Source organism: Methylocystis rosea (genome assembly GCF_003855495.1).
Lineage (GTDB): Bacteria > Pseudomonadota > Alphaproteobacteria > Rhizobiales > Beijerinckiaceae > Methylocystis > Methylocystis rosea_A.
In genome coordinates, this window is the sequence record NZ_CP034086.1 from 1,733,321 (window position 1) to 1,755,069 (window position 21,749).

A 21,749-nucleotide genomic window follows, 5' to 3' on the forward strand; every position below is an offset into this window, starting at 1 on the left:
AAGCCATGCCGACAGGCGCCGTAAAGTGGTTCAACGCACAAAAGGGCTTCGGCTTCATTCAGCCGGACGCCGGCGGCCAGGATGTCTTCGTTCACATCAGCGCCGTCGAGCGCGCAGGCCTCGACAGCCTCGCTGAAGGCCAGAAGGTTTCCTACGAACTTGTCGTGGACAAGCGTAGCGGCAGGTCCTCCGCCGATAAGCTGCAACTGCAGGATTAGACTTCGCCGCCTTGGCGCTGCTCGCCCAAATGTGCGATGCGGATCATGTTTGTCGCTCCCGGCGTGCCGAAAGGCATGCCGGCGACGATGATGACCCGGTCGCCGGGGCCGCCGAACCCCTCGCTCTCCGAATATTCGCAGGCGCGGCCCACCATATCTTCAATGTCGACGGCGTCGCGCGTCTCAAGCGCGTGCACGCCCCAGACGAGCGCCAGACGACGGGCGGTGTCGCGCTTGGGCGTGAGCGCGAGAATCGGCGATTGCGGCCGTTCGCGCGCGATACGCAGCGCCGTCGAGCCGGATGACGTCCACGCGATGATCGCCTTAGAATGAAGCGTTTGCGCCACGTCGCGGGCGGCGACGGCGATGGCGTCGGCTGAGGTCGGATTAGGCAATTCGCCGCGCTGAGCGTTGATGATCGAGCGGTAGATCGCGTCGGTCTCCACCTCTTCCGCGATCCGGCTCATGGTGGCGACGGCTTCGTGCGGATATTGCCCCGCCGCGCTTTCGGCCGAGAGCATGACGGCGTCCGCGCCTTCAAAGACGGCGGTGGCCACGTCCGACACTTCGGCGCGCGTCGGCAAGGGCGACAGGATCATCGACTCGAGCATCTGCGTCGCGATGACGACGGGCTTGCCCAGTCGTCGCGCCGAACGGTTGATGCGTTTTTGAAGTCCAGGGACCCGCTCGAGCGGCACTTCGACGCCAAGGTCGCCGCGCGCCACCATCAGCGCGTCAGAAACCTCGATCACTTCCTCTAGCCTCGAAATCGCTTGAGGCTTCTCGATCTTCGCCATGACCATCACTCGGCCTTGCGTGATCTGCTTCACTTCAAGGACGTCTTCGGGACGTTGGACGAAAGAGATCGCAACCCAGTCGACGCGCTCTTTGAGCGCGGCGTCGAGATCGGCGCGATCCTTGTTGGTCATCGAGGTGATCGGAATTTCGGTGTCGGGCAGGCTGACGCCCTTGCGGTTCGAGAGGCGCCCCGCGACGTCGACGACGGCGTGCGCCCGCTCCGGAGACGTTTCGACGACATGCAGCCGCACGCGCCCATCGTCGATGAGGATCGAATCATTGACCTTGAGCGCCGCAAGGATCTCGGGATGCGGCAAGCGCACGCGCGTGGCGTCGCCGGGTTTGGGATCGCTGTCGAAGACGAAGACGTCGCCCTTGCGCAGATGCACGGAGCCTTCCTCGAAGGCGCCGATGCGCAGCTTCGGGCCCTGGAGATCGACGAGCACGGCGATCGCGCGCGAGATGTCGTTCTCAATTTCGCGAATAATCCGAACATAGCTGGCGAGCCCGGCATGATCCGTATGGCTCATGTTGATGCGGAAGACGTCGGCGCCGGCGCGCACGAGCCCCGCGATGACCGCTTTGTCGACCGTCGCCGGACCAAGCGTTGCGATAATTTTGACGCGCCGCGACCTTCTCATGATGAAGCCGTTCCTGAATGAGTCATTATTGCGCGGGAGCGGCGTTGGGGTCAGTGAGCTGAACCGTCCAGCTCTTCGCATCCCGTCCCGTGTCGATTTCGAAAAATCCGGTTCGATCAAAACCGCGCGCGAAACAGTCCTCTCGGCCGTCGATGCGGAATTCCCGATCACGCGTGCACATGAACGCCTTGCCCTTCCATTCGCCGCCGCGCTCGTCCATCGCGTAGATATAATAATATTGGGCGGCGAGCGGACCGCGCAGAAGCGTTTCGCAAACGCTCGGCCGAAGGTTCCACCAACCCTCCGACAACCAGTTGCGCCCGTCTGTATAAGCGATGGCGACGCTGACGCGCGCGCTCGTGTTGTTGCACAGACGAAAATCCGCTCGGGTCGGCCCGGCGGCGCAAAACGTTAGAGCGGCAACAAGAACGGCGCGTCGAATCATATCTTTAGCGAGGCCTGGAGGGGGCTGAAGATAGCTCGCTGACGCGCGCGAAAGCGGCGCAGCGGGCGGTCCTGCAAACCATGCTTGCGAGTCTTTGTCCACCCCGCGGCCTCGGAGGCTCGCCGCGTCGCCCGTCCCGCCGACGCGCCCGCCCTGCAATCCGCCGGAACAAAGCAATCGGGCTATTGTTTAGGACCCGTACGCGCTTGCGTCGTCGGGAGGCAGGAAAATGGAAAAATCTGAAGTCATCACCACGTTGAATGAGCTAGCTGAAATCAGTCGTGACGGCGAGCAGGGGTTTCTGGCCGCGGCTGAAGACGTCGAAAATCCGACGCTAAAGACTGTGTTTCGAACGGCGGCCGCGCGCTGCGCTGAAGGCGCGAAAGAACTCGAATCGAAGATCGTCAGCTTGGGCGGCGAACCTTCGAAGAGCGGCTCCATGTCCGGCGCCGTGCACCGGGCTTGGACAAATCTGAAGGCCGCCCTGACAAGCCGCTCGGAACTGGCGGTGCTGGAGGAGGTCGAGCGCGGCGAAGACGCCGCCAAGGACGCCTATCAGCAGGCCATTGCGCAGCCTTTGCCTCCGGAGATCAGATCGATGGTCCAGCGCCAGTATCAGGGCGTGAAGGAAAACCATGACCGCGTACGGAGCCTGCGCGACGCCGCGTGATGATGTTTTGGAAGGAAGTGACGCACGCGTCACTTCCTTCCATGCAGCGCCCGCGCCGCGCTGAGCGCGAAATAGGTCAGAACGCCTGAGGCGCCGGCGCGCTTAAAGGCGAGCAGACTTTCAAGCATGGCGCGTTCGCCATCGATCCAGCCGTTTTGCGCAGCCGCGGTAATCATCGCGTATTCGCCCGACACCTGATAGGCGAACGTCGGGGCCCGGTAGACGTCGACGACGCGTCGAACGATGTCGAGATACGGCATTCCGGGCTTTACCATCACCATATCGGCGCCCTGCTCAAGGTCGAGACCCACTTCGCGCAGCGCTTCGTCCGAGTTGGCGGGGTCCATCTGATAGGTCCGCTTGTCCCCTCTCAGCGTCTTGTTGGTGCCGATCGCATCGCGGAACGGCCCGTAAAACGCCGACGCATATTTCGCGGCGTAGCTCATGATCTGAACATTCTCGAAACCCTCGGCGTCGAGCGCGTTGCGGATCGCGCCGACCCGCCCATCCATCATGTCCGAGGGCGCGATGATGTCCGCGCCTGCGCGCGCTTGGGTGACCGCCTGCCGCGCCAGCACGGCGACGGTCGCGTCGTTGACAATCTCGTCGCCGACGAGAAGGCCGTCATGCCCGTGGCTCGTGTAAGGATCGAGCGCGACGTCGGTGATGATGCCGATGCCAGGGACGGCGCCTTTGATCGCCTGGCAGGCGCGGCAGACGAGATTCTCGGGATCGAGCGCCGCGCTCGCGATCTCGTCGCGCAAGTCCGGATCCGTATAGGGGAAGAGCGCAACGGCCGGCACGCCGAGCGCGGCCGCCTCGGCGACAGCTTCAACCGCCGCGTCGACCGAATAACGGAACACGCCCGGCATCGAGGACACGGGCTCGCGTCGATCCGACCCGTCGATCAAGAAGAGGGGCCAGATGAGGTCCGAGACCTCAAGCGCGTTCTCCCTGACGAGACGGCGCGCCCATTCGCTCTTCCGATTCCGACGCGGGCGCTGTAGCAGGTTCAGCCGCGCTGCTGTTTCGACGGGCTTTCGTGCATCGTTCATGGCGCCTCCGCTCCCTCTCTCTGCTCGCTGACATGCGCCCGTCCTTCGGTCATCACCGTCATCCGGTTTCGAGGCGATCGAACTTCAGGCTATAGAGGATCGACGGCCATTGCGCTTGCGCGAGGAAAAACCATTGAAAATCGGCTCGCGCAACTCTTCTCTGAGCCGCTTGGCGCGCGCTTCGGCGATCGCCGCCGGCGCTCTTCTCGCTGCGAGCGTGTCGTTCGCACAGGTCAAGCCCGCGACGCCAACGCCGCCCAGTCGAGCGCGCTCCGGACCGGCGCAACAAAAGCAAAGAACCCCCTCGCCTCCACAGGAGCCGGCGCGGCAGCCCCGCGCAACGCGACCTCCGACCGTCGTATCCCCGACGCCGAGCGCGAAGCCCGCTCCGCAAACTCCGCGGCCGGGCGGCGATGCGCTCTCGCCGCCGCAAGCGCCGCCTGCGGTCGATACAAGCCAGCCGCCGCCGACTCTTCCCCGCGCGCCGCGCGAGAAGATGCGGGCCTGCGCCGAAGAGTGGGACAGGATGAAGCGCGAGTCGAAAGAGGGTTTGCCGATGTGGCGCGATTTCGCGACGCAGTGCCTGACGCGCTAGACGCATCTAAAGGCTGGAGCGCGCCGGACGCGCCGCGCTGCGAATGCAGCGCGATGTGAGAATGCTATCGCCCGGGATGCGTCTCACTGGACGCGCGCCCCCGGGCGATGAGTGCGTGAAGCGCTGCCGCAATGACGCGAAAGATCATCGCGCATGCGAGGCGCTTCGGCTTACGCGGTCACTGGCGCAGCTGGCGGGGTTGGCGTTTTCGCCTTGCGCGGCGTGCGCTTCTTCGCGGTAGCCTTGCGCGTGCTCTTCTTGGCGCCGGCCTTTTTCACAGCGCCGCGCTTTTTCGTCGCCACCTTGCGGACGCCCTTGCGGGCCGTCTTTTTCGCAGCGGACTTTCGCGTAGCCTTGCGGGCGCCCTTCTTGGCCGCTGACTTCTTCGTCGCTGCCTTCCTCGCGGTTTTACGCGCACCTTTCTTCGCCGCAGCCTTCTTGGCCGGCTTACGCTTCATTGTAGCTCTCGCCATAATAAGTCCCCTTGATCCGAATTGCCGGAACTATGGTCCACCGACAATACGCGCAAATAGCGTAACGCGGTTAAGCAGTCGTTCAAGTGCTGCGCGCGCAGAAGTGATCAACGCAACGCATGACGAGGCATGTTGAGCGCGGTCGCGCGACAAGCAAAATGATCGCGAAGCTGCTTTGCAAACGCTTCGGCGAGACTATCGCGACAGGTTTGCGCCATGCGTTTTATTAACGACGATCCGCGCGCGGATTCGGTTGGCGACATCCGCTCTGAGAAGGCCTCCAGACGTGCGCACGCACGCTTTGGCGCAAGTCGCGCCTGCTGTTCAATTACTTGATTTGCTTTCGTATCCGCGAATAGTTGCGACGCGCGCACTCTGCCCGAGATCGTCCGTGACGCGATCTATCGGAACACGATGAAAAATCGCGGAGCGCGCCTGTAGCGGTCGGGCGACTCGACGCTGGCGGAGAGACGGAGGACGTGGAGCGGCGCCGACCGCGCGCGCCTCGAAGGCGCGCGCGAGGTCGCGCATTCGGAGAGAAAAAAAAATTGTGGTCAGCGCGGTCGGATCAAAAAAAAATGGCGCGCGACAGCTTCGCTGGGAGAAGAATCGCGCAGCGCGCGTCGTGAACTGATTCGTTTTTTCGACGATCGGGCGTGCGTCAGACGCCCAACTTGCGCTTGAGCAGCTCGTTCACCGACTGCGGATTCGCCTTGCCGCCCGTCTGCTTCATCACCTGTCCGACGAACCAGCCGAGCATCGTTGGCTTCGCCTTCGCCTGCTCCACCTTGTCGGGATTGGCGGCGATGACGGCGTCGACGGCGGCTTCGATGGCGCCCGTGTCGGTCACCTGCTTCATGCCGCGCGCTTCGACAATCTCCTTGGGGTCGCCGCCTTCCGTCCAGACGATCTCGAAAAGATCCTTGGCGAGCTTGCCGGAAATAACATTCTGCGAGATGAGGTCGATGATCGCGCCGAGAGCCTGCGCCGACACCGGCGAGCGCGTGACGTCGAGCCCCTCCTTGTTCAGACGGCCGAACAACTCGTTGATCACCCAGTTGGCCGCAAGCTTGGCGTCGCGCCCCTTCGCCGTCTCCTCGAAATAGTCGGCGGCCGCGCGCTCCATCACAAGCACGCCGGCGTCGTAAGGCGGCAGCCCGTATTGTTCGATAAAGCGCGCGCGCTTCGCGTCGGGCAGCTCCGGCAACTGCGCCCTTAGCGCGTCGACATATGGCTGGTCGAACTCGAGCGGCAGCAAATCCGGATCGGGAAAGTACCGGTAATCATGCGCTTCCTCCTTGGAGCGCATCGAGCGCGTCTCTCCCCTCCCCGGATCGAAGAGCCGCGTCTCCTGGGCGATCGCGCCGCCGTCTTCGAGAATGCCGATCTGTCGACGCGCCTCGACCTCAATCGCCTGGCCGATGAAGCGGATGGAGTTGACGTTCTTGATTTCGCAACGCGTGCCGAGCGGCGCGCCGGGACGGCGCACGGAGACGTTGACGTCGGCGCGCAGCGAACCCTGCTCCATGTTGCCGTCGCAGGAGCCGATGTAGCGCAAGATCGTCCGCAGCTTCGAAACATAGGCGCGCGCCTCTTCCGCCGAACGCAGGTCGGGCTTGGAGACGATCTCCATGAGCGCCACGCCGCTGCGGTTGAGATCGACGTGACTTTCGGTCGCCGAAAGATCATGCAGCGACTTGCCGGCGTCCTGCTCGAGATGCAGGCGCTCGATGCCCACGGTGATGCGCTCGCTCGGCGATACGTCGACGATCACGGCGCCTTCGCCGACGATCGGATGTTTGTACTGAGAGATCTGGTAACCCTGCGGCAGGTCGGGATAGAAATAGTTCTTGCGGTCGAAAACCGAACGCAGGTTGATCTTGGCCTCGAGGCCGAGACCTGTGCGGATCGCCTGTTTGACGCATTCCTCGTTGATGACCGGCAGCATGCCCGGCATGGCCGCATCGACCAGGGAGACGTGATCGTTCGGCGCGCCGCCATACTCCGCGGAAGCGCCGGAGAAGAGCTTGGCGTTGCTCGTCACCTGCGCATGTATCTCCATGCCGATCACGACTTCCCAGTCGCCGGTTGCGCCGCTGATGAGCTTGTTGGGAGCCGCCTGTGTCGTCATATCCGCCTCGCTAAACTTACGCCTTCCCTATAAACCACGCTTCGCAAGAGCGGAACGGCCGGCGCGCGGCAGAGGAAACGGGCGAGATGGCCACCGAACCGAATTCTGAGGACAGCCGCCGAAAAGGCCTCATCTCCCGCATGCGCGGCGCGCCCCGCTTTGTGAGCATTCCTGTGGGCGTCGGCCTGATCCTCGGCGGAACCATTCTTGCGCCGCTTCCCGTCTTCGGGGTGTGGATGTTTCCTTTGGGCCTTGCGATCCTCGCCCCGCACTCCCCGGGCGCTCACAGGCTGTCGCGGCGTTTTTATTGGTGGTGGCTAAAATTCCTGCGCTGGTCGATCCGCAACGGTTTCGTTCGCGTCAAGAGAAAGGACCCCAACGGCGATCAGGAAGAGCGGTCGCCGTCCGCCGATCCTTGAGAGACGTCCTTTAGCGCGCGAGCGCCCATCAGCCGCTCTTCGTACTGGATCGACCAGTCGATCAGCGTGCGCCACAGGGTCATCGCGACCTCGACCGACAGTCCCTCGCGGCGCGCGGCGCCAAGCACATGCGCCAACACTTCGTCGACGCGCTCGGGGACATTGGCGGGGATTCCCAGCGCGGGTTTGATCCTTGCGGCCCGCTCGATCTGTCGCTGGCGCTTTGCGAGCAGCGCCACAAGCTCTTCGTCCAGCTCGTCGATCAAACGACGCACGTCGGACATTTCGTCCTGCAGCGCTTGCTGCGGGCGTTCCGCAATGTCCTTTTCAGCGCTCGGCGTCGTCATCATCAGCCCTCGCGCCACCATGGCTGCGGAAGTTCGATCTTCGGCGCCGCCCGTTCGATCGCCGCGGCGAGAGAGAACAGCGTCTCTTCGTCGAATGCTTTGCCGATGAGCTGCAACCCCAGCGGCAAGCCGTTCGCCGCGAGACCGCCCGGAACGGCGACGCCGGGAAGACCGGCCATGTTCACTGTAACGGTGAACACGTCGTTGAGATACATTTCTACGGGATCGGCCGAGCCCTTCTCTCCCTGCGCGAAGGCGGTCGAAGGCGTCGCCGGCGTCAGGACGGCGTCGACGCCGGACGCGAAGGCTTCGTCAAAGTCGCGCTTGATCAGGCTGCGGACTTTCTGCGCGCGGACGTAATAAGCGTCGTAATAGCCGGCGGAGAGCACATAAGTGCCGATCATAATGCGCCGCCGCACCTCCGGACCAAAGCCGGCGGCGCGCGTCTTTTCGTACATTTCGCTGACGTCGCGGCCCTGCTCACGACACCCGTAACGCACGCCGTCGTAGCGCGCGAGATTGGAGGACGCTTCAGCCGGCGCGATAATGTAATATGTCGGCAAGGCGTAGCGCGTATGCGGCAGGGAGATTTCGACGATCTCCGCGCCCGCGTCCTTCAGCCAAGCGGCGCCTCTAGCCCATAAAGCGGCGATCTCCGCCGACATTCCATCGAGGCGATATTCCTTCGGCACGCCGATGCGGCGTCCCTTCACGGAGGCGCCGACAGCGGCTTCGTAGTCCGGCACAGGCGCGTCGACGCTGGTCGTGTCTTTCGGATCATGGCCGGCCATCGACCTGAGCATGATCGCTGCGTCGCGCACGGTGCGCGTTATCGGACCCGCCTGATCCAGCGACGACGCGAAGGCGACGATGCCCCAGCGCGAGCAGCGGCCATAGGTCGGCTTGATGCCGACAGTGCCCGTGAAAGCGGCGGGCTGGCGGATCGAGCCGCCTGTATCTGTCGCCGTGGCGCCAAGGCAAAGACGCGCGGCGACCGCCGACGACGAGCCGCCCGACGAACCGCCCGGCACGATTTTGGCGTCGGGATCCGCGGCGCGGCGCCACGGCGACACTACGGGGCCGAAGGCGCTCGTTTCGTTCGACGACCCCATCGCGAATTCGTCGAGATTGAGCTTGCCGAGCATGGCCGCGCCGTCGCGCAGCAAATTCGCCGAGACCGTCGATTCATATGTCGGCGTGAAGTCGTCGAGAATTCGACTCCCCGCCGTCGTGCGCACGCCTTTGGAGCAATAGAGATCCTTTATGCCGAGCGGCAGACCTTCAAGCGGTCGCGCGTCGCCGCGCGCAATGCGCGCGTCGCTCTCTTGCGCCTGCGCCAGCGCGAACTCCGGCGTCTCCGTGATGAAGCAGTTGAGCGCGCGCGATTTGCTGATGGCGTCGATATGCGCCTGCGCCAGTTCAACGGCGGAGAGCTGTTTGGATTTGAGCGCGTCGCGCGCCTCGGCCAATGAAAGATGCGTGGGGTCGGACATTTGTCCCTTTATATCTGAGGCCGCCGCATGCGCGGCGCCGGCGCGACAAGCGCTATTCGATCACCTTGGGCACGACGAAATAATGATCCTCCCGCAAAGGCGCGTTGGCGAGAATCTCATCGGCGATGCCGCCGTCGGTCACGACGTCGGCGCGCTTCTTCATTTGCATCGGCAAGGCGGAGGTCAACGGCTCAACGCCCTCGACATCGACCTCGCTCAACGTCTCCACGAAAGCCAGGATGGCGTTGAGTTCGCCGCGAAGGCGCTCGACCTCGCTGTCTTCGATGGCGATACGCGAGAGATGGGCGATCCGGCGGACGGTCGCGGAATCAACGGACATCTAGGGCTCCGCAAGTAAGGTCTCGACGGGCGCTATAGCGCTTGGCCTTTCGCGGCGCAATGTTGCGAAGCCAATCGTAGAGGCAAAAAGCCGAAGCGCGGAGCCAGCTGAGTTTGCGGAAATGCGGCGGCGTGTTAGCGAAATCGCGGTGACCATGCGCGCGACGACCCTTGAAGAACTGGCGGCGCTTCTGCCGCCTAAGGGCCGGCTGATGGGATTGGATCTCGGGACCAAAACCATCGGATTGGCGCTTTCGGACGTTGAGCGGCGGCTCGCGTCGCCCCTTGATACGATTGCGCGAGCGAAGTTTTCTCCAGACGCCGCCGCGTTGCTCAAACGCGCGGCCGATTTCGATATTTGCGCGCTGGTGGTCGGGCTGCCGCTCAACATGGACGGCACCGAAGGGCCGCGCGCGCAGGCGACGCGCGCCTTCATGCGAAACCTTTCAAAGCTCGCGTCCCTGCCCTTCGCCTTCTGGGACGAGCGCCTTTCGACCGCGGCGGTAACGCGCGAATTGATCGCGCAGAACGCCTCGCGCGCCAAACGGGCCGAAGTCGTCGACCGAATGGCGGCCGCCTATATCCTGCAGGGCGCGCTCGACCGATTGAAGCGTCTGTAGCGGCCACACACAGCATTACAACCTTTGATAGAATTTTGTTCTTGACACGGGATAGGCGTGATGGAAGAAAAATATAAGAAAGTCTGATGCTTACCTTATTCATAACCCGCCTCGTCGTCCGTGGAGACTGACAGCGATGCCCCGGCCAGATGCTTCTCAGAAAGATTTCAATGAACCCCGTGGAACGCCTGCGGAGACTGCCAAAACTCATGAGGAAGCGGCGTCAATCGCATCATATATCGCTGATATGTCTGACGAAATGGCGAAGCTTGCCAGTCGCTGCGACATGCCCATGCTCTGCTATTTCTTGAATCTTGCCCGCGCCGAGGCGGATATGCGGGCGCGCGAGCTTGGCGGCTATCCAATCGACCGCTCGGCCTAATTACAACTTAAAGTTGATCGCGAGGGAAACGCTGCTGGCGCCGTGACGCTGCAAGCGCCCCTCGATGTCGAGTTCGACGAGGACTCCCTGCACTTCGCGGGCCGTCAAGCCAGCGACACGGATGAGATCGTCGATCGCGATAGGCGCCGGCCCGAGCAGGGACAGGATGACCTCATGCGCGTCGCGCCGAGGCGACTCGTCGCCTCGCGGGCGCGCGTCGAGATCGGCGACGCAATCCGCTGGCGGGCTTGGCGGCGAGAACCGCTTGGGCGCAGCCCTCTCCTCAAACGCCGCGCCATCGAGGCCGGCGAAAAGATCCAGTTCGTCGATCAGCGTGTCCTGTCCTTCGAGAGAGTCGTCGTCAAAAAGATTCTTGCGCGGCGGGGTTCCCGCGTTCTCGGCAAGCACCGAAGTCACGTCCTCGGGACGCGCGCACAGCGTCGCGCCTTGCCGGATGAGATCGTTGACGCCTTCAGCGCGCGGATCGAGCGGCGAACCCGGAACGGCGAAGACCTCTCGCCCCTGCTCATTGGCGAAACGCGCCGTGATCAGCGAGCCGGAACGTCGCGCCGCCTCGACGACGATGGTCGCGCGGCTCAAGCCGGAAATGATGCGATTTCGGCGCGGAAAATCGCGGCCGCGCGGCTCCCATTCGATGGGCATTTCAGAGACGATCAGTCCCCTCTCGGCGATCTCTTCGACAAGCCGCGCATGTTCGGCGGGATACGGTCGCGCATGGCCGCCGGCGAGCACGGCGATCGTGCCGGTTTCGAGCGTGGCGCGATGCGCGACGGCGTCGATGCCGCGCGCGAGGCCGGAGACAATGACATAATTCTCAAGCGCGAGGCTGCGCGCGAGCCGTTCGGCGAAGGCGAGGCCCGCGGCTGAAGCGTTGCGCGAGCCAACAATGGCGACGCCGTCGCGCTGCGCGGTCCAGGACACGCCGCGCATCGCGATGAGCGGCGGCGCATCGGCGATTTCCCGCAGCAGCGACGGATAGTCCGGATCGCCCGTGGTGGCGAAACGAACGCCAAGCGCGCGCGCCGCCTCGATTTCGCGCAGCGCTTCCTCACGAGTGGCGATGCGGATAACCCGCCCGTGCAGGGACCGCGCCGCAAGAGACGGCAGCGCGTCCAACGCCGCGCCGGCGCCGCCGAAGCGATTGATGAGCTGTCTGAAGGTGCGCGGCCCGACATTTTCGCTGCGGATGAGCCTCAGCCAGTCGACAAGCTGCTCTTCGCTCAGTCGCCCTGGCGACGCCTCGCTCACGCCTTCTGTCCTATGCGCGTTTCGGTGCCGGCGCGCAGACGGGCGATATTCTCGCGATGTCTATAGAAGACGATTGCGGCCATCGCCGCCACGACAAAGGCTTCGGCTCGATGGCCGAGCATGAACAGGACCAATGGCGCCGTCGCGCTCGCGGTCAGCGCGCCCAGCGACGAATAACGCCACAGCGCCGCCGCCGAGAGCCAGACGGCGCAGAAAATCAGCGCCGCCGGCCAGCTGAGCCCGAAGAGCACGCCGAGAAACGTCGCAACGCCCTTACCGCCCTTAAACTGCAGCCAGACCGGCGCAATGTGGCCGATGAAAGCGGCCAAGCCGGCGATCATGCCCCCTTCGGGCGAAAGCGAGGCGCCTATGAGCACCGCCGCCGCGCCTTTCAGGGCATCGAGGAGCAGCGTCGCCGCCGCGAGGTCCTTTCGACCGGTGCGCAACACATTGGTCGCGCCGATATTGCCGGAGCCGATCGCGCGCAGATCCGTCGTGCCCGCGACGCGCGTGAGCAGTAGACCGAAGGGAATGGAGCCCAGCAAATAGCCGATCGCAAGGGCGACGATGTCGTAAATGATGGAGTTCATCCGTGAAAACGCGATACTTCTCGACAGCGAAAGGCCTGAGGATGCTAAAGGAGGCGCTATCGCGCCGCAATAAGCGTTTTCAGTCGCGGCGACCGCCTATATTTCAGGGCGGCCGTCGAGGCCTTGTGGGCGCCTTTTTTAATTGAAATCGCTCCCTCGAAGCTCCGGCGACCTGTGCGGGCGTCGCGTTTTCGAACTCGAGCCGGTAAGAAGGCCAAAATCAGGAATCGAATGACTGAGCAACGCAGGCCGCGCCCACGGGCTTTTCGGCTCGAAGGCGACCAGACGGTCACCGCCAAGGCGACGCCGTCGACAGACGATGCCGGGACGCCGTCTATCGAAGTTGTCGAAGCGGAATTTGACGCTTTCGCGCTTGAGGCCGCCCAGCTCGCGGACGGCATGACCGGGGATGAAGCGGCCGTTGAAGCGGCGCAGGCCGACGGCATGCTGCGCCGCTACGTTTTCTCATGGGGCGGAGTCTTCCTTTCCGCGGTCACCGGGATTCTGTCCCTGGCGCTGACGATGTGGATATGGGGGGTTGTCGAAGACTCCTTCCGCCACTCCGCCATTCTGGGGACGCTGGGCCTGGTCCTTGCCGGCCTCGCCGCGGTCGCGGCCATTATCTCCCTCACGCGCGAGTTTCGCGCCATCGGCCGGCAAAATCGTATCGCCAAGCTGCATGTCGCGCTGGCCGAGGCGCATGCGAGCGATGACGGTAAGGCTGCGCGCGAGCGCGTCGGCGAACTTTGCAAGCTCTATGAAGATCGTCCGGACACCGGCCGGGCGCGCGCGCTGCTCAACGACTATTTGAAGCGAATTATCGACGGACGCGATCTGATCACCCTTGCCGAGCGTAATCTCGTCGCGCCTCTGGACGAAGAAGCGCGGCGCGAAATCGCCGGCGCCGCCAAGCGCGTCTCCGTCGTCACGGCGATCAGCCCGCGCGCGCTCCTCGACGTGCTTTTTGTCGTCGGCCAGGCGATCGTGCTGATGCGAAAAATCGCCGAGATTTATGGCGGTAAGCCGGGGCTGCTCGGTTTCTTCAAGCTGGCCCGCTCGGTCGGCGCGCATCTCGCCATCACCGGCGGCGTGGCGGTCGGGGACTCTATACTTCAGCAGGCGCTCGGCCACGGCATCGCCGCACGCATTTCCGCAAAGCTCGGCGAGGGCGTATTGAATGGGCTTCTCACCGCGCGAGTCGGCCTTTCCGCCATGGCCGTCTGCCGACCGACGCCCTTCATCGCCGAGAAGCAGCCGGGCGTCAGGGACGTCGCGCCTTTCCTCTTCGGCGACAAAACCAAGAGCTGATCCGCATTGAAAGCAGCAAGCCTGAAGATCACCACCTGGAACATCAATTCCGTGCGGCTGCGCATGCCGCTCGTCGCCGAATTTCTCAAGAGCCGGGCGCCGGACGTGCTCTGCCTGCAGGAGACAAAATGTCGGGACGCCGAATTCCCGATGAAGGATCTCCATGCGCTCGGCTATGAGCATATCGCGATCAATGGCCAGAAGGGCTACCACGGCGTGGCCGTCATTTCGAAGCGGCCTTTACGTTTCGTCGAGAAGCGGGATTTCTGCGAAAAGGGCGACGCGCGCCATATCTGCGTGGAAATCGACGCCCGAAGCGGCCCGATATCGCTGCATAATTTCTATGTGCCGGCCGGCGGCGACGAGCCTGACGTCGACATCAATCCGAAGTTTCAGCACAAGCTCGATTTTCTCGATGAAATGCGCGACTGGATCGTCACCGAGGGGGTCTCGCGTGGCCGCGTGGTGCTCGTCGGAGACCTAAATGTCGCGCCGCTTGAACATGACGTCTGGAGCCATAAGGCGCTATTGAAAGTCGTGAGCCACACCCCAGTCGAGGTCGACAAACTGACCGCGTTGTTACAGGCGGGCGCTTGGGTCGACGCCATGCGGCATTTCGTGCCGGCCGAAGAAAAGCTTTATACTTGGTGGAGCTATCGCGCCGCCGATTGGGAGGCGTCGAACCGGGGGCGCCGGCTTGACCATATTCTGGTGAGCGAGGCGCTTGGCGGCGGGCTGGAACGTCTAGACGTGCTGCGCCAAGCGCGCAGCTGGACCCGCCCGTCTGACCACGTGCCGGTGACGATCGAACTATCGGACTGAGCGCAAACGGGGATCGGGAGGCGAGACGGCGGCATGATCGCGCGCGATCTGATGAACAGCGACTTTCCTTATGTGACGGCGGACGCGGATCTCGATTACGTCGCGAAACTTCTCGCCGAATGCGGACTGGGCGCCGTGCCGGTCGTCGACGACGAGCTGGCGCCCATCGGAATCGTGACGCGCAGCAATCTCGAACAGGCGCGCCCGCAACCCCTGCCCGACCTTGGCGCCATTCCGGGATTTCTGCTGCGCAACAGGCCCAAGCCGGTATTTCACTCGAATGGTCGCGTGTTGCGCGAAGTGATGACGTCGCCGGCGATATCGATTTCCGACTTCGCCAAAGTTCCCGACATCGCGCGAATTATGGAGAGCCATAGCCTCAAACGCATCCCCGTCGTTGAAGGGCACAAGATCATCGGCCTCGTGCTGCGCAAAGAAGTCATGGAGGCGATGGCTGGAGGCTTTACCGCCATGGCTTTGGAGGCGCATCGGCGTCGTCCGCTGATCGCCCTTCCGCAGCAGACCGGCGATCGCTGCGCCGTCGCGACGGCGCAGGAATTTCGCGAGCTCGTCGCGGCGCATGAGCGCCAGCTCGACCTCGAGCGCGTCGAGCGTCGACGGGTGGCGATCGAACTGCGCGAACAACGCATTCGTGATCTCGCGAGCCAGCGGCTGACGGACCCGCAATGGCGCGAGATGCTGGAGCAGGCGCGACGCAGTGCGGCGGCCGGCCTCACCGAACATTTGCTCATCCGGTTTCCGTCGCAGCTTTGCGCCGACGGCGGCCGCGCGATCAATGCGCCGGACCCCGATTGGCCGGCGACTCTGCGCGGCGAGCCAGCCGACGTCTTTCAGCGGTGGCGTAATGAACTGCACCCTCGCGGCTTTCGTATCGCCGCGCAAATCGTCGATTTCCCCGAAGGTCTGCCAGGCGACGCTGCGCTCTTCCTCATGTGGAGCGCGGCGCCAAATTGAGTGCGCGTCACCCGCCGCCGACGCCAGTGTCGGCGCGCAAAGCCGCAAGCGAAGGATAGCGCCGCGCGGCGCCATCGGTCTGCACTTCAATCGATCCGTCGGAAAACATCACATAGACGGATCCGCTGGCGATATAGCGGTCGACTTCAACCGGCGGCTTTGGCGAAGTGGTGGCAGGGACACGCGGCTGCAGTTGCGGCGCCTGCTCTTCCTTATCCGAATCCGCCGCCGTACTCGCCTGCGTCGCCGGGACCCCGTCGGCAATGCGGCCCAAAACGCCGATTGCGCGCCCCAGCGCGATCGTCACCACGCCGCCAGAGACCGCCGTGGCGCCGCCGATGAACAAGCTCCAACCGCGCTCGAGCTGAATGTAATCCCACCCGGACCACATGCCATAGGCGCCGGAAAGCGCGAGCGCGAGCCCGAGGAAAATGACGCCCAGGCCGTATCGTCTCATCGCCATCCTTCAGTGATTGTCCGGGCCGGAACCTATCACAAGCCGCGCCGACCGCCATAGGAACGCAAGTCCGGGGAAGACGCGCGAATACTTGCACGCGCGCGCAGCGCTGCGCCGCCGCGAAATTTGAAATCAATATATGCGTATGTTACTGTATATAACATCAATATGTAGTGGTTGAATTTATCTGCCATACCCGCGCCGGGGTATATTTTGTGTATTATTTTCAACTAGTTAAAAGTATTTAAAAGCTGCGGCATGGTGTCACATCGTAATTCGATCAATCAATACAAACGTCATCGTCACAGCGTCGACGCGCGCGTGCGGCGGAAGAGCGCCGGAAAACGCCGTCAGCAATCGTGGGGAGAACCGTAGATGGCAAGTTTAACTGGCGTGCGCGGGCTGCTGGCTGGCGCAGTGATTGCGGCCGCAACCTTTTTCGTCGCGCCATCAGCCGCTTTCGCGCATGGCGGCGTGATGCTCGAGCAAGACGAGTGCGTGCTGCGGATCGGTCCGAACACCATGCATTTCATCGGCTATCAGCGCTCGGGAGAAGAGGCGGAGTTTTGCGAAGACATCGCCAAAACCGGGCCGACCGTCATTGCGCTGACCGCGGTTTCGCCTGATCTGCGCGACATGGCGATCGGCATCCGCGTCGTCAAGGATGTCGGCGAAGAGAAGGAAAAGACCAACCTCGATGCGGTCACCGTCGCCTATATCGAACCGAAGGTCTATCGCAACGGCATCATGACCTTCGAACACGACTTCAAGGACGCTGGTCGTTATGCCGGAATCGTCACGGTGCGCGACGATCTTGGCAATGAATGGGTCTCGCGCTTTCCCTTCTCGGTGGGGCTCTACACCTTCTGGGGGCTGATCGAATATATCCTCTACGGCGTCGGCTTCTTCTCGCTTCTCGGCCTGATGTGGTGGATGCTGCGCGCAGGCGCAAAGAAGAAGACGCAAGCGGGCGACGCAATCGCCTAAGCAAGCGGCCCGAAGATTGCAGCATGGCTCGGTCGCCGACGAGCCATGCTTTTTTGTCGCTACAAAGCGAACATAGCTGCGCCGTTGGGATCTCGCGATATTGCCGCACGCGGCGCGCGGGTCTAGTTAAGCGCGTGCAGCTGAGGCTGACAGGCTACGCTCGTCTAACGTATTCAGGAGAGAATTATGTCCTTCACCCTGGAAGATTTGCCTTATCCCTACGACGCTCTGCAGCCTTATCTTTCCCGCGAGTCCTTCGAATATCACCACGACAAGCACCACGCGACCTATGTCGCCAACGCGAATAATCTGGTCAAAGGCACCGAATACGAAGGCAAGCCGATCGAGGAAGTGATCGTCACCGCCTACAATCGCAACACGCCAATCTTCAATAACGTCGCCCAGCATTTCAACCATCACCACTATTGGAAGTGGATGAAGCCGAACGGCGGCGGCGCCATTCCCGGCAAGGTCGAGAAGGCGATCATCGAGTCCTTTGGCTCTGTCGACAAGTTCCGCGAAGAATTCCAGAAGGAAGGCCTCGGCCAATTCGGCTCCGGCTGGGTTTGGCTCGAAGCGAAGGATGGGAAGCTCGCCATTCGCAAGACGCCGAACGCGGAAAATCCACTCATCCATGGCGCCGCGCCGATCCTCGTCGCCGACGTCTGGGAACACTCCTATTACATCGACTATCGCAATCGCCGCGCCGACTACCTGAAGGCGTTTCTCGACCATCTCGTCAATTGGGAGCATGTCGAGGAAATGTTCGACGCGGCATAGCGTCACTTCATTCCGCGCGGCGCGCCTAATTCGTGCGCCGCGCATTTTTTGAGTTGTGAAGAAGCGCCGAGGCGGCAAGCAGCAAAAGCGCCGCAAAGACGAGCAAGGCCGCCACAGCATGCGAATCTTCCCATTGCCGTCGCGCCGCCTCGAACGCCGGCGGCATCCTGGTCCAATTCTGCGTCGCAACGTTCACGGGATAGGTCCACGTCCAGAAGATCGCCTGCGTTCCAGTGAGCGTCACGAAGGACGCGAACGAGAGCACCGCAGCGATCCGGTTACGGCGAACGGCGATCGCATGCGCCAGCGTCGTCACTAATACGAGAACGACGGCGATTCCGAAATAGGCCCAGCCCGCGTAGATCTGTTGGACAGTCATGTAGTCGGCCGGCGAAAGCGCCATCTTGTTGGCGCGTTCGAAAAAATGCGCGCCCGCCGGTATCACGCATAGCGTAACGCTCGTGATCGCGGCGATCTGCAGGCCAAAAAGCATCAGCGGCTTCCTTCGCTGCGCCTATCGTCCGCTCGGCGCGGTCAATCAGCGGCGATTTTCGGCTGCGACTCGACGACTCGCTTTAGGTCCGCGAGGCCGCGATCGAATTGCGCCCCGACCGTCTTGTCGATGTTCAAGAACTTATGCATGGCCTTGCTCACAAATTCATGGTGGCCGGACATCGCCCAGGTGACTTCCGTGCTGTTCTCGCCCAGAGGCTTGAGATTGAATTGCACGTCGTTCTTGGCTTTGAACGGCTTTTGGAATTCGAGCTTGATGCCGACGCGCTCGCCCTGGCGGCTCTCGACGATCTCCATCTGACCGACCCCGACCTGCTTGTCGCCGGACCATGAATAGGTCGCGCCATAGCCCTGCGGCGTCCCTCCATATTCATCCTTCATATTCGGGTCGAGCTTGGCCCAGGGCGACCAGTCGGCCCAATTATGAAAATCGTTGATGTGGCGAAAGACGACTTCCGGCGGCGCGTCGATCACGATCGAGCGGGCGATGCGGAATTTATCGGGCAGGAAGGAGATGTAGGCGATCAGCGCGCTGACGAGAGCCAGGAAAACGAGAGCGAACATCGACATGGTGCAGGTCTCCGCAAGAGCGTGGGTCCGTCGAGCGAACGGCCCGCGGACTTGCAATTTCGTTCCGCGCTCTCCGAGCCGAGAGATGTCGCTTTCTCACGAAGCGCTCGCCCACGGCCCGCCGCCTGACGCGCTGGACGTCAGTTTAGAGCGGCGGGCGCAATGCGCAATGCATTGTGGGGTTAGATGAGGCTTCCGCAGAAAGCCTGGATCTTTCGGCAGGCGTCTTCGAGCAACGCGTTCGATGCGGCGTAGGACACCCGGAAATTAGGACCGACGCCGAACGCCGAGCCTTGCACCACGGCGACGCCCTGCGTTCCCAGGAGTTCGGTCACGAAGTCCTCGTCCGTTTCGATGACCTTCCCCTCGGGGGTCTTACGCCCGATCGCCTCGGAGCAGGAGGGAAACACGTAAAAAGCGCCCTCCGGCGTCGGGCATTTCAAATATTTGGCCTGGTTGAGCATCGAGACCACGAGGTCGCGCCGTTCCTCAAAAGCTTTACGGAACACGGCGAGATGGTCCTGCGGCCCTTCGAGGGCTTCGAGCGCCGCCCATTGCGCGATCGAACAGGCGCCCGACGTCTGCTGGCCCTGGAGCAGGTCCATGGCCTTGATCAGGGCGCTGGGCCCCGCCGCATAGCCGATGCGCCAGCCGGTCATGGCGTAGGCCTTCGAGACGCCGTTCATGGTGAGCGTGCGCTCCATGAGCGCCGGCTCGACCTGGGCCGGCGTGACGAATTTGAAGTCGCCGTAAACGAGGTGCTCATAAATGTCGTCGGTGAGGACATGCACCTGCGGATGGCGCAGCAGAACGTCCGTCACTTTCTTCATTTCATCGAATGCGTAGGCCGCGCCCGAAGGGTTCGATGGAGAGTTGAGCACGAGCCATTTGGTCTTGGGCGTGATGGCGCGCTCGAGCGCCTCAGGCTGGAGCTTGAAGCCGTCCTCCATCCGCGTATCGACGAAGACCGTCGTTCCGCCACAGATCGCCACCATCTCCGGGTAGCTCACCCAGTAAGGCGCAGGAACGATCACTTCGTCGCCGGGATTGAGCGTCGCAAGAAAAGCGTTGAACAGGATGTGCTTGCCGCCGGTGGCGACGATCGTGTCCGACGCCTTGTAGTCCAAACCGTTCTCGCGCTTGAATTTTTTTGCGACAGCCTCGCGCAGCGGCGGAATTCCAAGCACCGGCGGATAACGCGTTTCGCCGCGATCGATCGCCGCTTTCGCGGCGGCGCAGATGTGCGCGGGTGTGTCGAAATCGGGTTCGCCGACGGAGAGGCTGATCACCTCCCGGCCCTGTGCGCGCAAGTCGCGGGCTTTCTGCGTGACCGCGATTGTTGCCGAGGGCTTCACGCGCGACAGGGCGTTGGCGAGGAAGGTCATTGGAGTGTCCTGCGGAGGGGATAGTGCGCCGCACCATAATTTGCGCGGCGTAGCGTCGCAACGAGATTCACGAGGCTCGCAGGACCACATGCGTCTATTGTTGACGAAGACTTCAACCACGCGCGGAGCACGGGCGCGAGCCGCTCTACCGCGCCATCGCGCCGCCGCCATCGTCAGCCATCGTCAGCCATGCTGAGTGTCGGGGTTTTCTGAGGAAAAACAATCAACTTTTACAAAAAAGCCCGAATCGGCGACTAAGCTTTGGCTCAACTTGATCGAATCAATATTGCCAAGTGTTAACCCCGTCTCACGCACTTCTTAAAAATTTATAAAATTTCCGAAGAATGATGCAACCTTTTCACCCCATCCTCGTTTCTGTCTTGAGAACGCGGCGACGCGAGTCAATCGCGCGCGGGCCTTGGGGAGAGGTCAAGCGTTACACAAGGGCGAATGCGAGAGGATTAGGGAAAATGTCGCTCGTTGACAAATTTGAAGATCAGATGGAGCCAGCCTTCACGCGCAGCTTTGATAGGGACTCTGCGCGTCGCCAGTTTCGAGTTTCGCTCCTGCTGGTCGCCGCCATGGCGATGGCCGCTTTCGTTCTCGGCTTCGCCCTACCGATTGGCTCGCCTGCCCAGAAGGCCACCCCCGTTGCGTCAGACGGCGGCGTTTTCGCCGGGCGACTGGTGACGATCGACCGCTGAATCATCTGAAAATTTCGATCGCGGAAAACACGGCGCGCGTCTCTCGACGCGCGCAATCTTTTTGGCGATGTTCAACGAACAAACCGGCTGCCTTTCAAGCGGCCGGTTTCTGCTTGTGCGTCGACGAGTTCAACGAGCCCCCCGCAACTACTTCTTATCCATGTGATGGTGCTCGTGATGCGCCGCCCCGCCTTCTTTGGGCCCGGCGGCGTCCTGGCCATGCGCCTTCTGCCAACGCTCCATGGCTTCCGCGTCATGCGCATGGGCCGCGTCCGGCGCATCGATCGCTGCGTCGATCACCACTTCGCCGGCCTTTTCGAAGACGAGCGTCATCTCCAGGCCCCAGCCCACCTCAAGATGCTTCTTGATGTCCATAAGCGTCACATAGACGCCGCCAGGCGCGAGCGTAACTTTCGACTTGGGCGGCAGGACGATCGGCGTGATCAGATCCAGCTTCTTCGCGTCGCCGTGGATCTCGGCGTTCCCGAATTTTTCCGACTTAACCGCGATCAGCTTGTCGGGCGTCGCGCCGCTATTGTGCAGCATTGCGTAGAACTGCGCCTTGTTGTCGCCGTCAACGGGGGCGCGAAGCCAAGGATGCTCCACTTTCAGACTGCCGACGTCGTATTCATGCGCAGCCGCGGAACCGCGTCCGGCGAAGAGCCCGAGCGCCGTCCCGGTGAGCAAAGTCCCGCCGGTCAGCAAAAATTCACGCCGCTTTAGCATCTCGCTTCTCCCTTTTTGCCCGGACTTTTCTCTCGCC

The 21,749-nt window shown here is 62.6% G+C and carries 26 protein-coding genes; 11 read left to right on the plus strand and 15 right to left on the minus strand.

From position 1 onward, the window contains the following. Positions 1-5 precede the first annotated feature (5 nt). Positions 6-218, plus strand: coding sequence for a cold-shock protein (locus EHO51_RS08455; RefSeq protein WP_014893040.1), 213 nt, complete (start codon positions 6-8; stop codon positions 216-218). Here EHO51_RS08455 and pyk read toward each other — a convergent pair. Both pyk and EHO51_RS08465 read right to left on the minus strand, forming a co-directional pair. Next, positions 215-1,657 (minus strand): pyruvate kinase, encoded by a 1,443-nt coding sequence (gene pyk / locus EHO51_RS08460; protein ID WP_018408631.1) that lies wholly within the window; start codon positions 1,655-1,657, stop codon positions 215-217. The two genes, EHO51_RS08455 and pyk, sit on opposite strands and share 4 nt — an antisense overlap. A 25-nt stretch (positions 1,658-1,682) precedes the next feature. Then, positions 1,683-2,102, minus strand: a complete 420-nt coding sequence (locus EHO51_RS08465; protein ID WP_018408632.1) for a DUF1036 domain-containing protein — start codon at positions 2,100-2,102, stop codon at positions 1,683-1,685. Between the two features lie 229 nt (positions 2,103-2,331). Between EHO51_RS08465 and EHO51_RS08470 the strand changes: the two genes are divergently transcribed. Continuing rightward, positions 2,332-2,772, plus strand: coding sequence for a PA2169 family four-helix-bundle protein (locus tag EHO51_RS08470; protein ID WP_124738518.1), 441 nt, complete (start codon positions 2,332-2,334; stop codon positions 2,770-2,772). A gap of 29 nt (positions 2,773-2,801) precedes the next feature. Here EHO51_RS08470 and hemB read toward each other — a convergent pair whose 3' ends face one another. From hemB to gatB, 3 genes are all read right to left on the minus strand, one after another. Continuing rightward, positions 2,802-3,827: a porphobilinogen synthase gene (gene hemB / locus EHO51_RS08475; RefSeq protein WP_124738519.1), complete on the minus strand. Its 1,026-nt coding sequence runs from the start codon at positions 3,825-3,827 to the stop codon at positions 2,802-2,804. Positions 3,828-4,592: 765 nt separating this feature from the next. Further along, positions 4,593-4,880 (minus strand): histone, encoded by a 288-nt coding sequence (locus tag EHO51_RS08480; protein WP_124738520.1) that lies wholly within the window; start codon positions 4,878-4,880, stop codon positions 4,593-4,595. A 676-nt stretch (positions 4,881-5,556) separates the two neighbouring features. After that, the gene (gene gatB / locus EHO51_RS08485; protein ID WP_124738521.1) at positions 5,557-7,026 is read right to left on the minus strand and encodes an Asp-tRNA(Asn)/Glu-tRNA(Gln) amidotransferase subunit GatB; all 1,470 of its coding nucleotides are present in this window, start codon (positions 7,024-7,026) and stop codon (positions 5,557-5,559) included. Positions 7,027-7,112: 86 nt separating this feature from the next. Here gatB and EHO51_RS08490 point away from each other — a divergent pair, with 86 nt between their 5' ends. After that, the gene (locus EHO51_RS08490) at positions 7,113-7,445 is read left to right on the plus strand and encodes a hypothetical protein (RefSeq protein ID WP_124738522.1); all 333 of its coding nucleotides are present in this window, start codon (positions 7,113-7,115) and stop codon (positions 7,443-7,445) included. Here the strand turns inward: EHO51_RS08490 and EHO51_RS08495 are convergent. Genes EHO51_RS08495 through gatC form a run of 3 tightly spaced genes read right to left on the minus strand, consistent with a single transcriptional unit; the run spans position 7,412 to position 9,625 of the window. After that, on the minus strand, positions 7,412-7,795 hold the full coding sequence (locus EHO51_RS08495; protein WP_245434841.1) for a chorismate mutase: 384 nt from the start codon (positions 7,793-7,795) through the stop codon (positions 7,412-7,414). The two genes, EHO51_RS08490 and EHO51_RS08495, sit on opposite strands and share 34 nt — an antisense overlap. Next, positions 7,795-9,285 carry an Asp-tRNA(Asn)/Glu-tRNA(Gln) amidotransferase subunit GatA gene (gene gatA / locus EHO51_RS08500; protein WP_124738523.1) on the minus strand — a complete coding sequence of 497 codons (1,491 nt, stop codon included), beginning with the start codon at positions 9,283-9,285 and terminating at the stop codon, positions 7,795-7,797. The genes EHO51_RS08495 and gatA overlap by 1 nt, the downstream gene beginning before the upstream one ends. A 52-nt stretch (positions 9,286-9,337) precedes the next feature. Further along, entirely contained in the window at positions 9,338-9,625 is a 288-nt protein-coding gene (gene gatC / locus EHO51_RS08505; RefSeq protein ID WP_018408643.1) for an Asp-tRNA(Asn)/Glu-tRNA(Gln) amidotransferase subunit GatC, read from the minus strand. Positions 9,626-9,779: 154 nt separating this feature from the next. Here gatC and ruvX point away from each other — a divergent pair, with 154 nt between their 5' ends. Together ruvX and EHO51_RS21220 are read left to right on the plus strand one after the other, a co-directional pair. Then, positions 9,780-10,244: a Holliday junction resolvase RuvX gene (ruvX, locus tag EHO51_RS08510; protein ID WP_018408645.1), complete on the plus strand. Its 465-nt coding sequence runs from the start codon at positions 9,780-9,782 to the stop codon at positions 10,242-10,244. Positions 10,245-10,491: 247 nt separating this feature from the next. Then, complete coding sequence (locus tag EHO51_RS21220; RefSeq protein ID WP_256035183.1) at positions 10,492-10,626, plus strand: hypothetical protein; 135 nt, start codon at positions 10,492-10,494, stop codon at positions 10,624-10,626. On the opposite strand, the gene dprA is transcribed toward EHO51_RS21220, so the two are convergent. Together dprA and plsY are read right to left on the minus strand one after the other, a co-directional pair. After that, positions 10,627-11,895, minus strand: a complete 1,269-nt coding sequence (dprA, locus tag EHO51_RS08520) for a DNA-processing protein DprA (protein ID WP_124738525.1) — start codon at positions 11,893-11,895, stop codon at positions 10,627-10,629. Then, positions 11,892-12,485, minus strand: coding sequence for a glycerol-3-phosphate 1-O-acyltransferase PlsY (gene plsY, locus EHO51_RS08525; protein WP_124738526.1), 594 nt, complete (start codon positions 12,483-12,485; stop codon positions 11,892-11,894). Before plsY ends, dprA begins: the two co-directional genes overlap by 4 nt. Positions 12,486-12,716: 231 nt before the next feature. Between plsY and EHO51_RS08530 the strand changes: the two genes are divergently transcribed. Genes EHO51_RS08530 through EHO51_RS08540 form a run of 3 tightly spaced genes read left to right on the plus strand, consistent with a single transcriptional unit; the run spans position 12,717 to position 15,590 of the window. Next, positions 12,717-13,793, plus strand: a complete 1,077-nt coding sequence (locus tag EHO51_RS08530) for a YcjF family protein (protein WP_124738527.1) — start codon at positions 12,717-12,719, stop codon at positions 13,791-13,793. A gap of 6 nt (positions 13,794-13,799) precedes the next feature. Then, positions 13,800-14,615, plus strand: coding sequence for an exodeoxyribonuclease III (locus EHO51_RS08535; RefSeq protein ID WP_124738528.1), 816 nt, complete (start codon positions 13,800-13,802; stop codon positions 14,613-14,615). A gap of 33 nt (positions 14,616-14,648) precedes the next feature. Beyond that, positions 14,649-15,590: a CBS domain-containing protein gene (locus tag EHO51_RS08540; RefSeq protein WP_124738529.1), complete on the plus strand. Its 942-nt coding sequence runs from the start codon at positions 14,649-14,651 to the stop codon at positions 15,588-15,590. A 7-nt stretch (positions 15,591-15,597) separates the two neighbouring features. On the opposite strand, the gene EHO51_RS08545 is transcribed toward EHO51_RS08540, so the two are convergent. Then, positions 15,598-16,047 (minus strand): hypothetical protein, encoded by a 450-nt coding sequence (locus EHO51_RS08545; protein ID WP_245434844.1) that lies wholly within the window; start codon positions 16,045-16,047, stop codon positions 15,598-15,600. A 375-nt stretch (positions 16,048-16,422) separates the two neighbouring features. Here EHO51_RS08545 and EHO51_RS08550 point away from each other — a divergent pair, with 375 nt between their 5' ends. Both EHO51_RS08550 and EHO51_RS08555 read left to right on the plus strand, forming a co-directional pair. After that, positions 16,423-17,034: a hypothetical protein gene (locus EHO51_RS08550; RefSeq protein WP_124738531.1), complete on the plus strand. Its 612-nt coding sequence runs from the start codon at positions 16,423-16,425 to the stop codon at positions 17,032-17,034. A gap of 186 nt (positions 17,035-17,220) precedes the next feature. Continuing rightward, entirely contained in the window at positions 17,221-17,814 is a 594-nt protein-coding gene (locus EHO51_RS08555) for a superoxide dismutase (protein WP_029651728.1), read from the plus strand. A gap of 25 nt (positions 17,815-17,839) precedes the next feature. Here EHO51_RS08555 and EHO51_RS08560 read toward each other — a convergent pair whose 3' ends face one another. From EHO51_RS08560 to EHO51_RS08570, 3 genes are all read right to left on the minus strand, one after another. Beyond that, positions 17,840-18,307: a hypothetical protein gene (locus EHO51_RS08560; RefSeq protein WP_124738532.1), complete on the minus strand. Its 468-nt coding sequence runs from the start codon at positions 18,305-18,307 to the stop codon at positions 17,840-17,842. A gap of 41 nt (positions 18,308-18,348) precedes the next feature. Next, complete coding sequence (locus tag EHO51_RS08565; RefSeq protein WP_124738533.1) at positions 18,349-18,897, minus strand: SRPBCC family protein; 549 nt, start codon at positions 18,895-18,897, stop codon at positions 18,349-18,351. Positions 18,898-19,079: 182 nt separating this feature from the next. Then, on the minus strand, positions 19,080-20,282 hold the full coding sequence (locus tag EHO51_RS08570) for a pyridoxal phosphate-dependent aminotransferase (RefSeq protein WP_124738534.1): 1,203 nt from the start codon (positions 20,280-20,282) through the stop codon (positions 19,080-19,082). Between the two features lie 470 nt (positions 20,283-20,752). On the opposite strand from EHO51_RS08570, the gene EHO51_RS08575 reads away from it, so the two are divergent. Beyond that, a complete protein-coding gene (locus tag EHO51_RS08575) occupies positions 20,753-20,986 on the plus strand; it encodes a hypothetical protein (RefSeq protein ID WP_018408658.1) in 234 nt (77 codons plus the stop codon). A 147-nt stretch (positions 20,987-21,133) separates the two neighbouring features. On the opposite strand, the gene EHO51_RS08580 is transcribed toward EHO51_RS08575, so the two are convergent. Beyond that, positions 21,134-21,712: a copper chaperone PCu(A)C gene (locus tag EHO51_RS08580; RefSeq protein ID WP_124738535.1), complete on the minus strand. Its 579-nt coding sequence runs from the start codon at positions 21,710-21,712 to the stop codon at positions 21,134-21,136. Positions 21,713-21,749 lie beyond the last annotated feature (37 nt).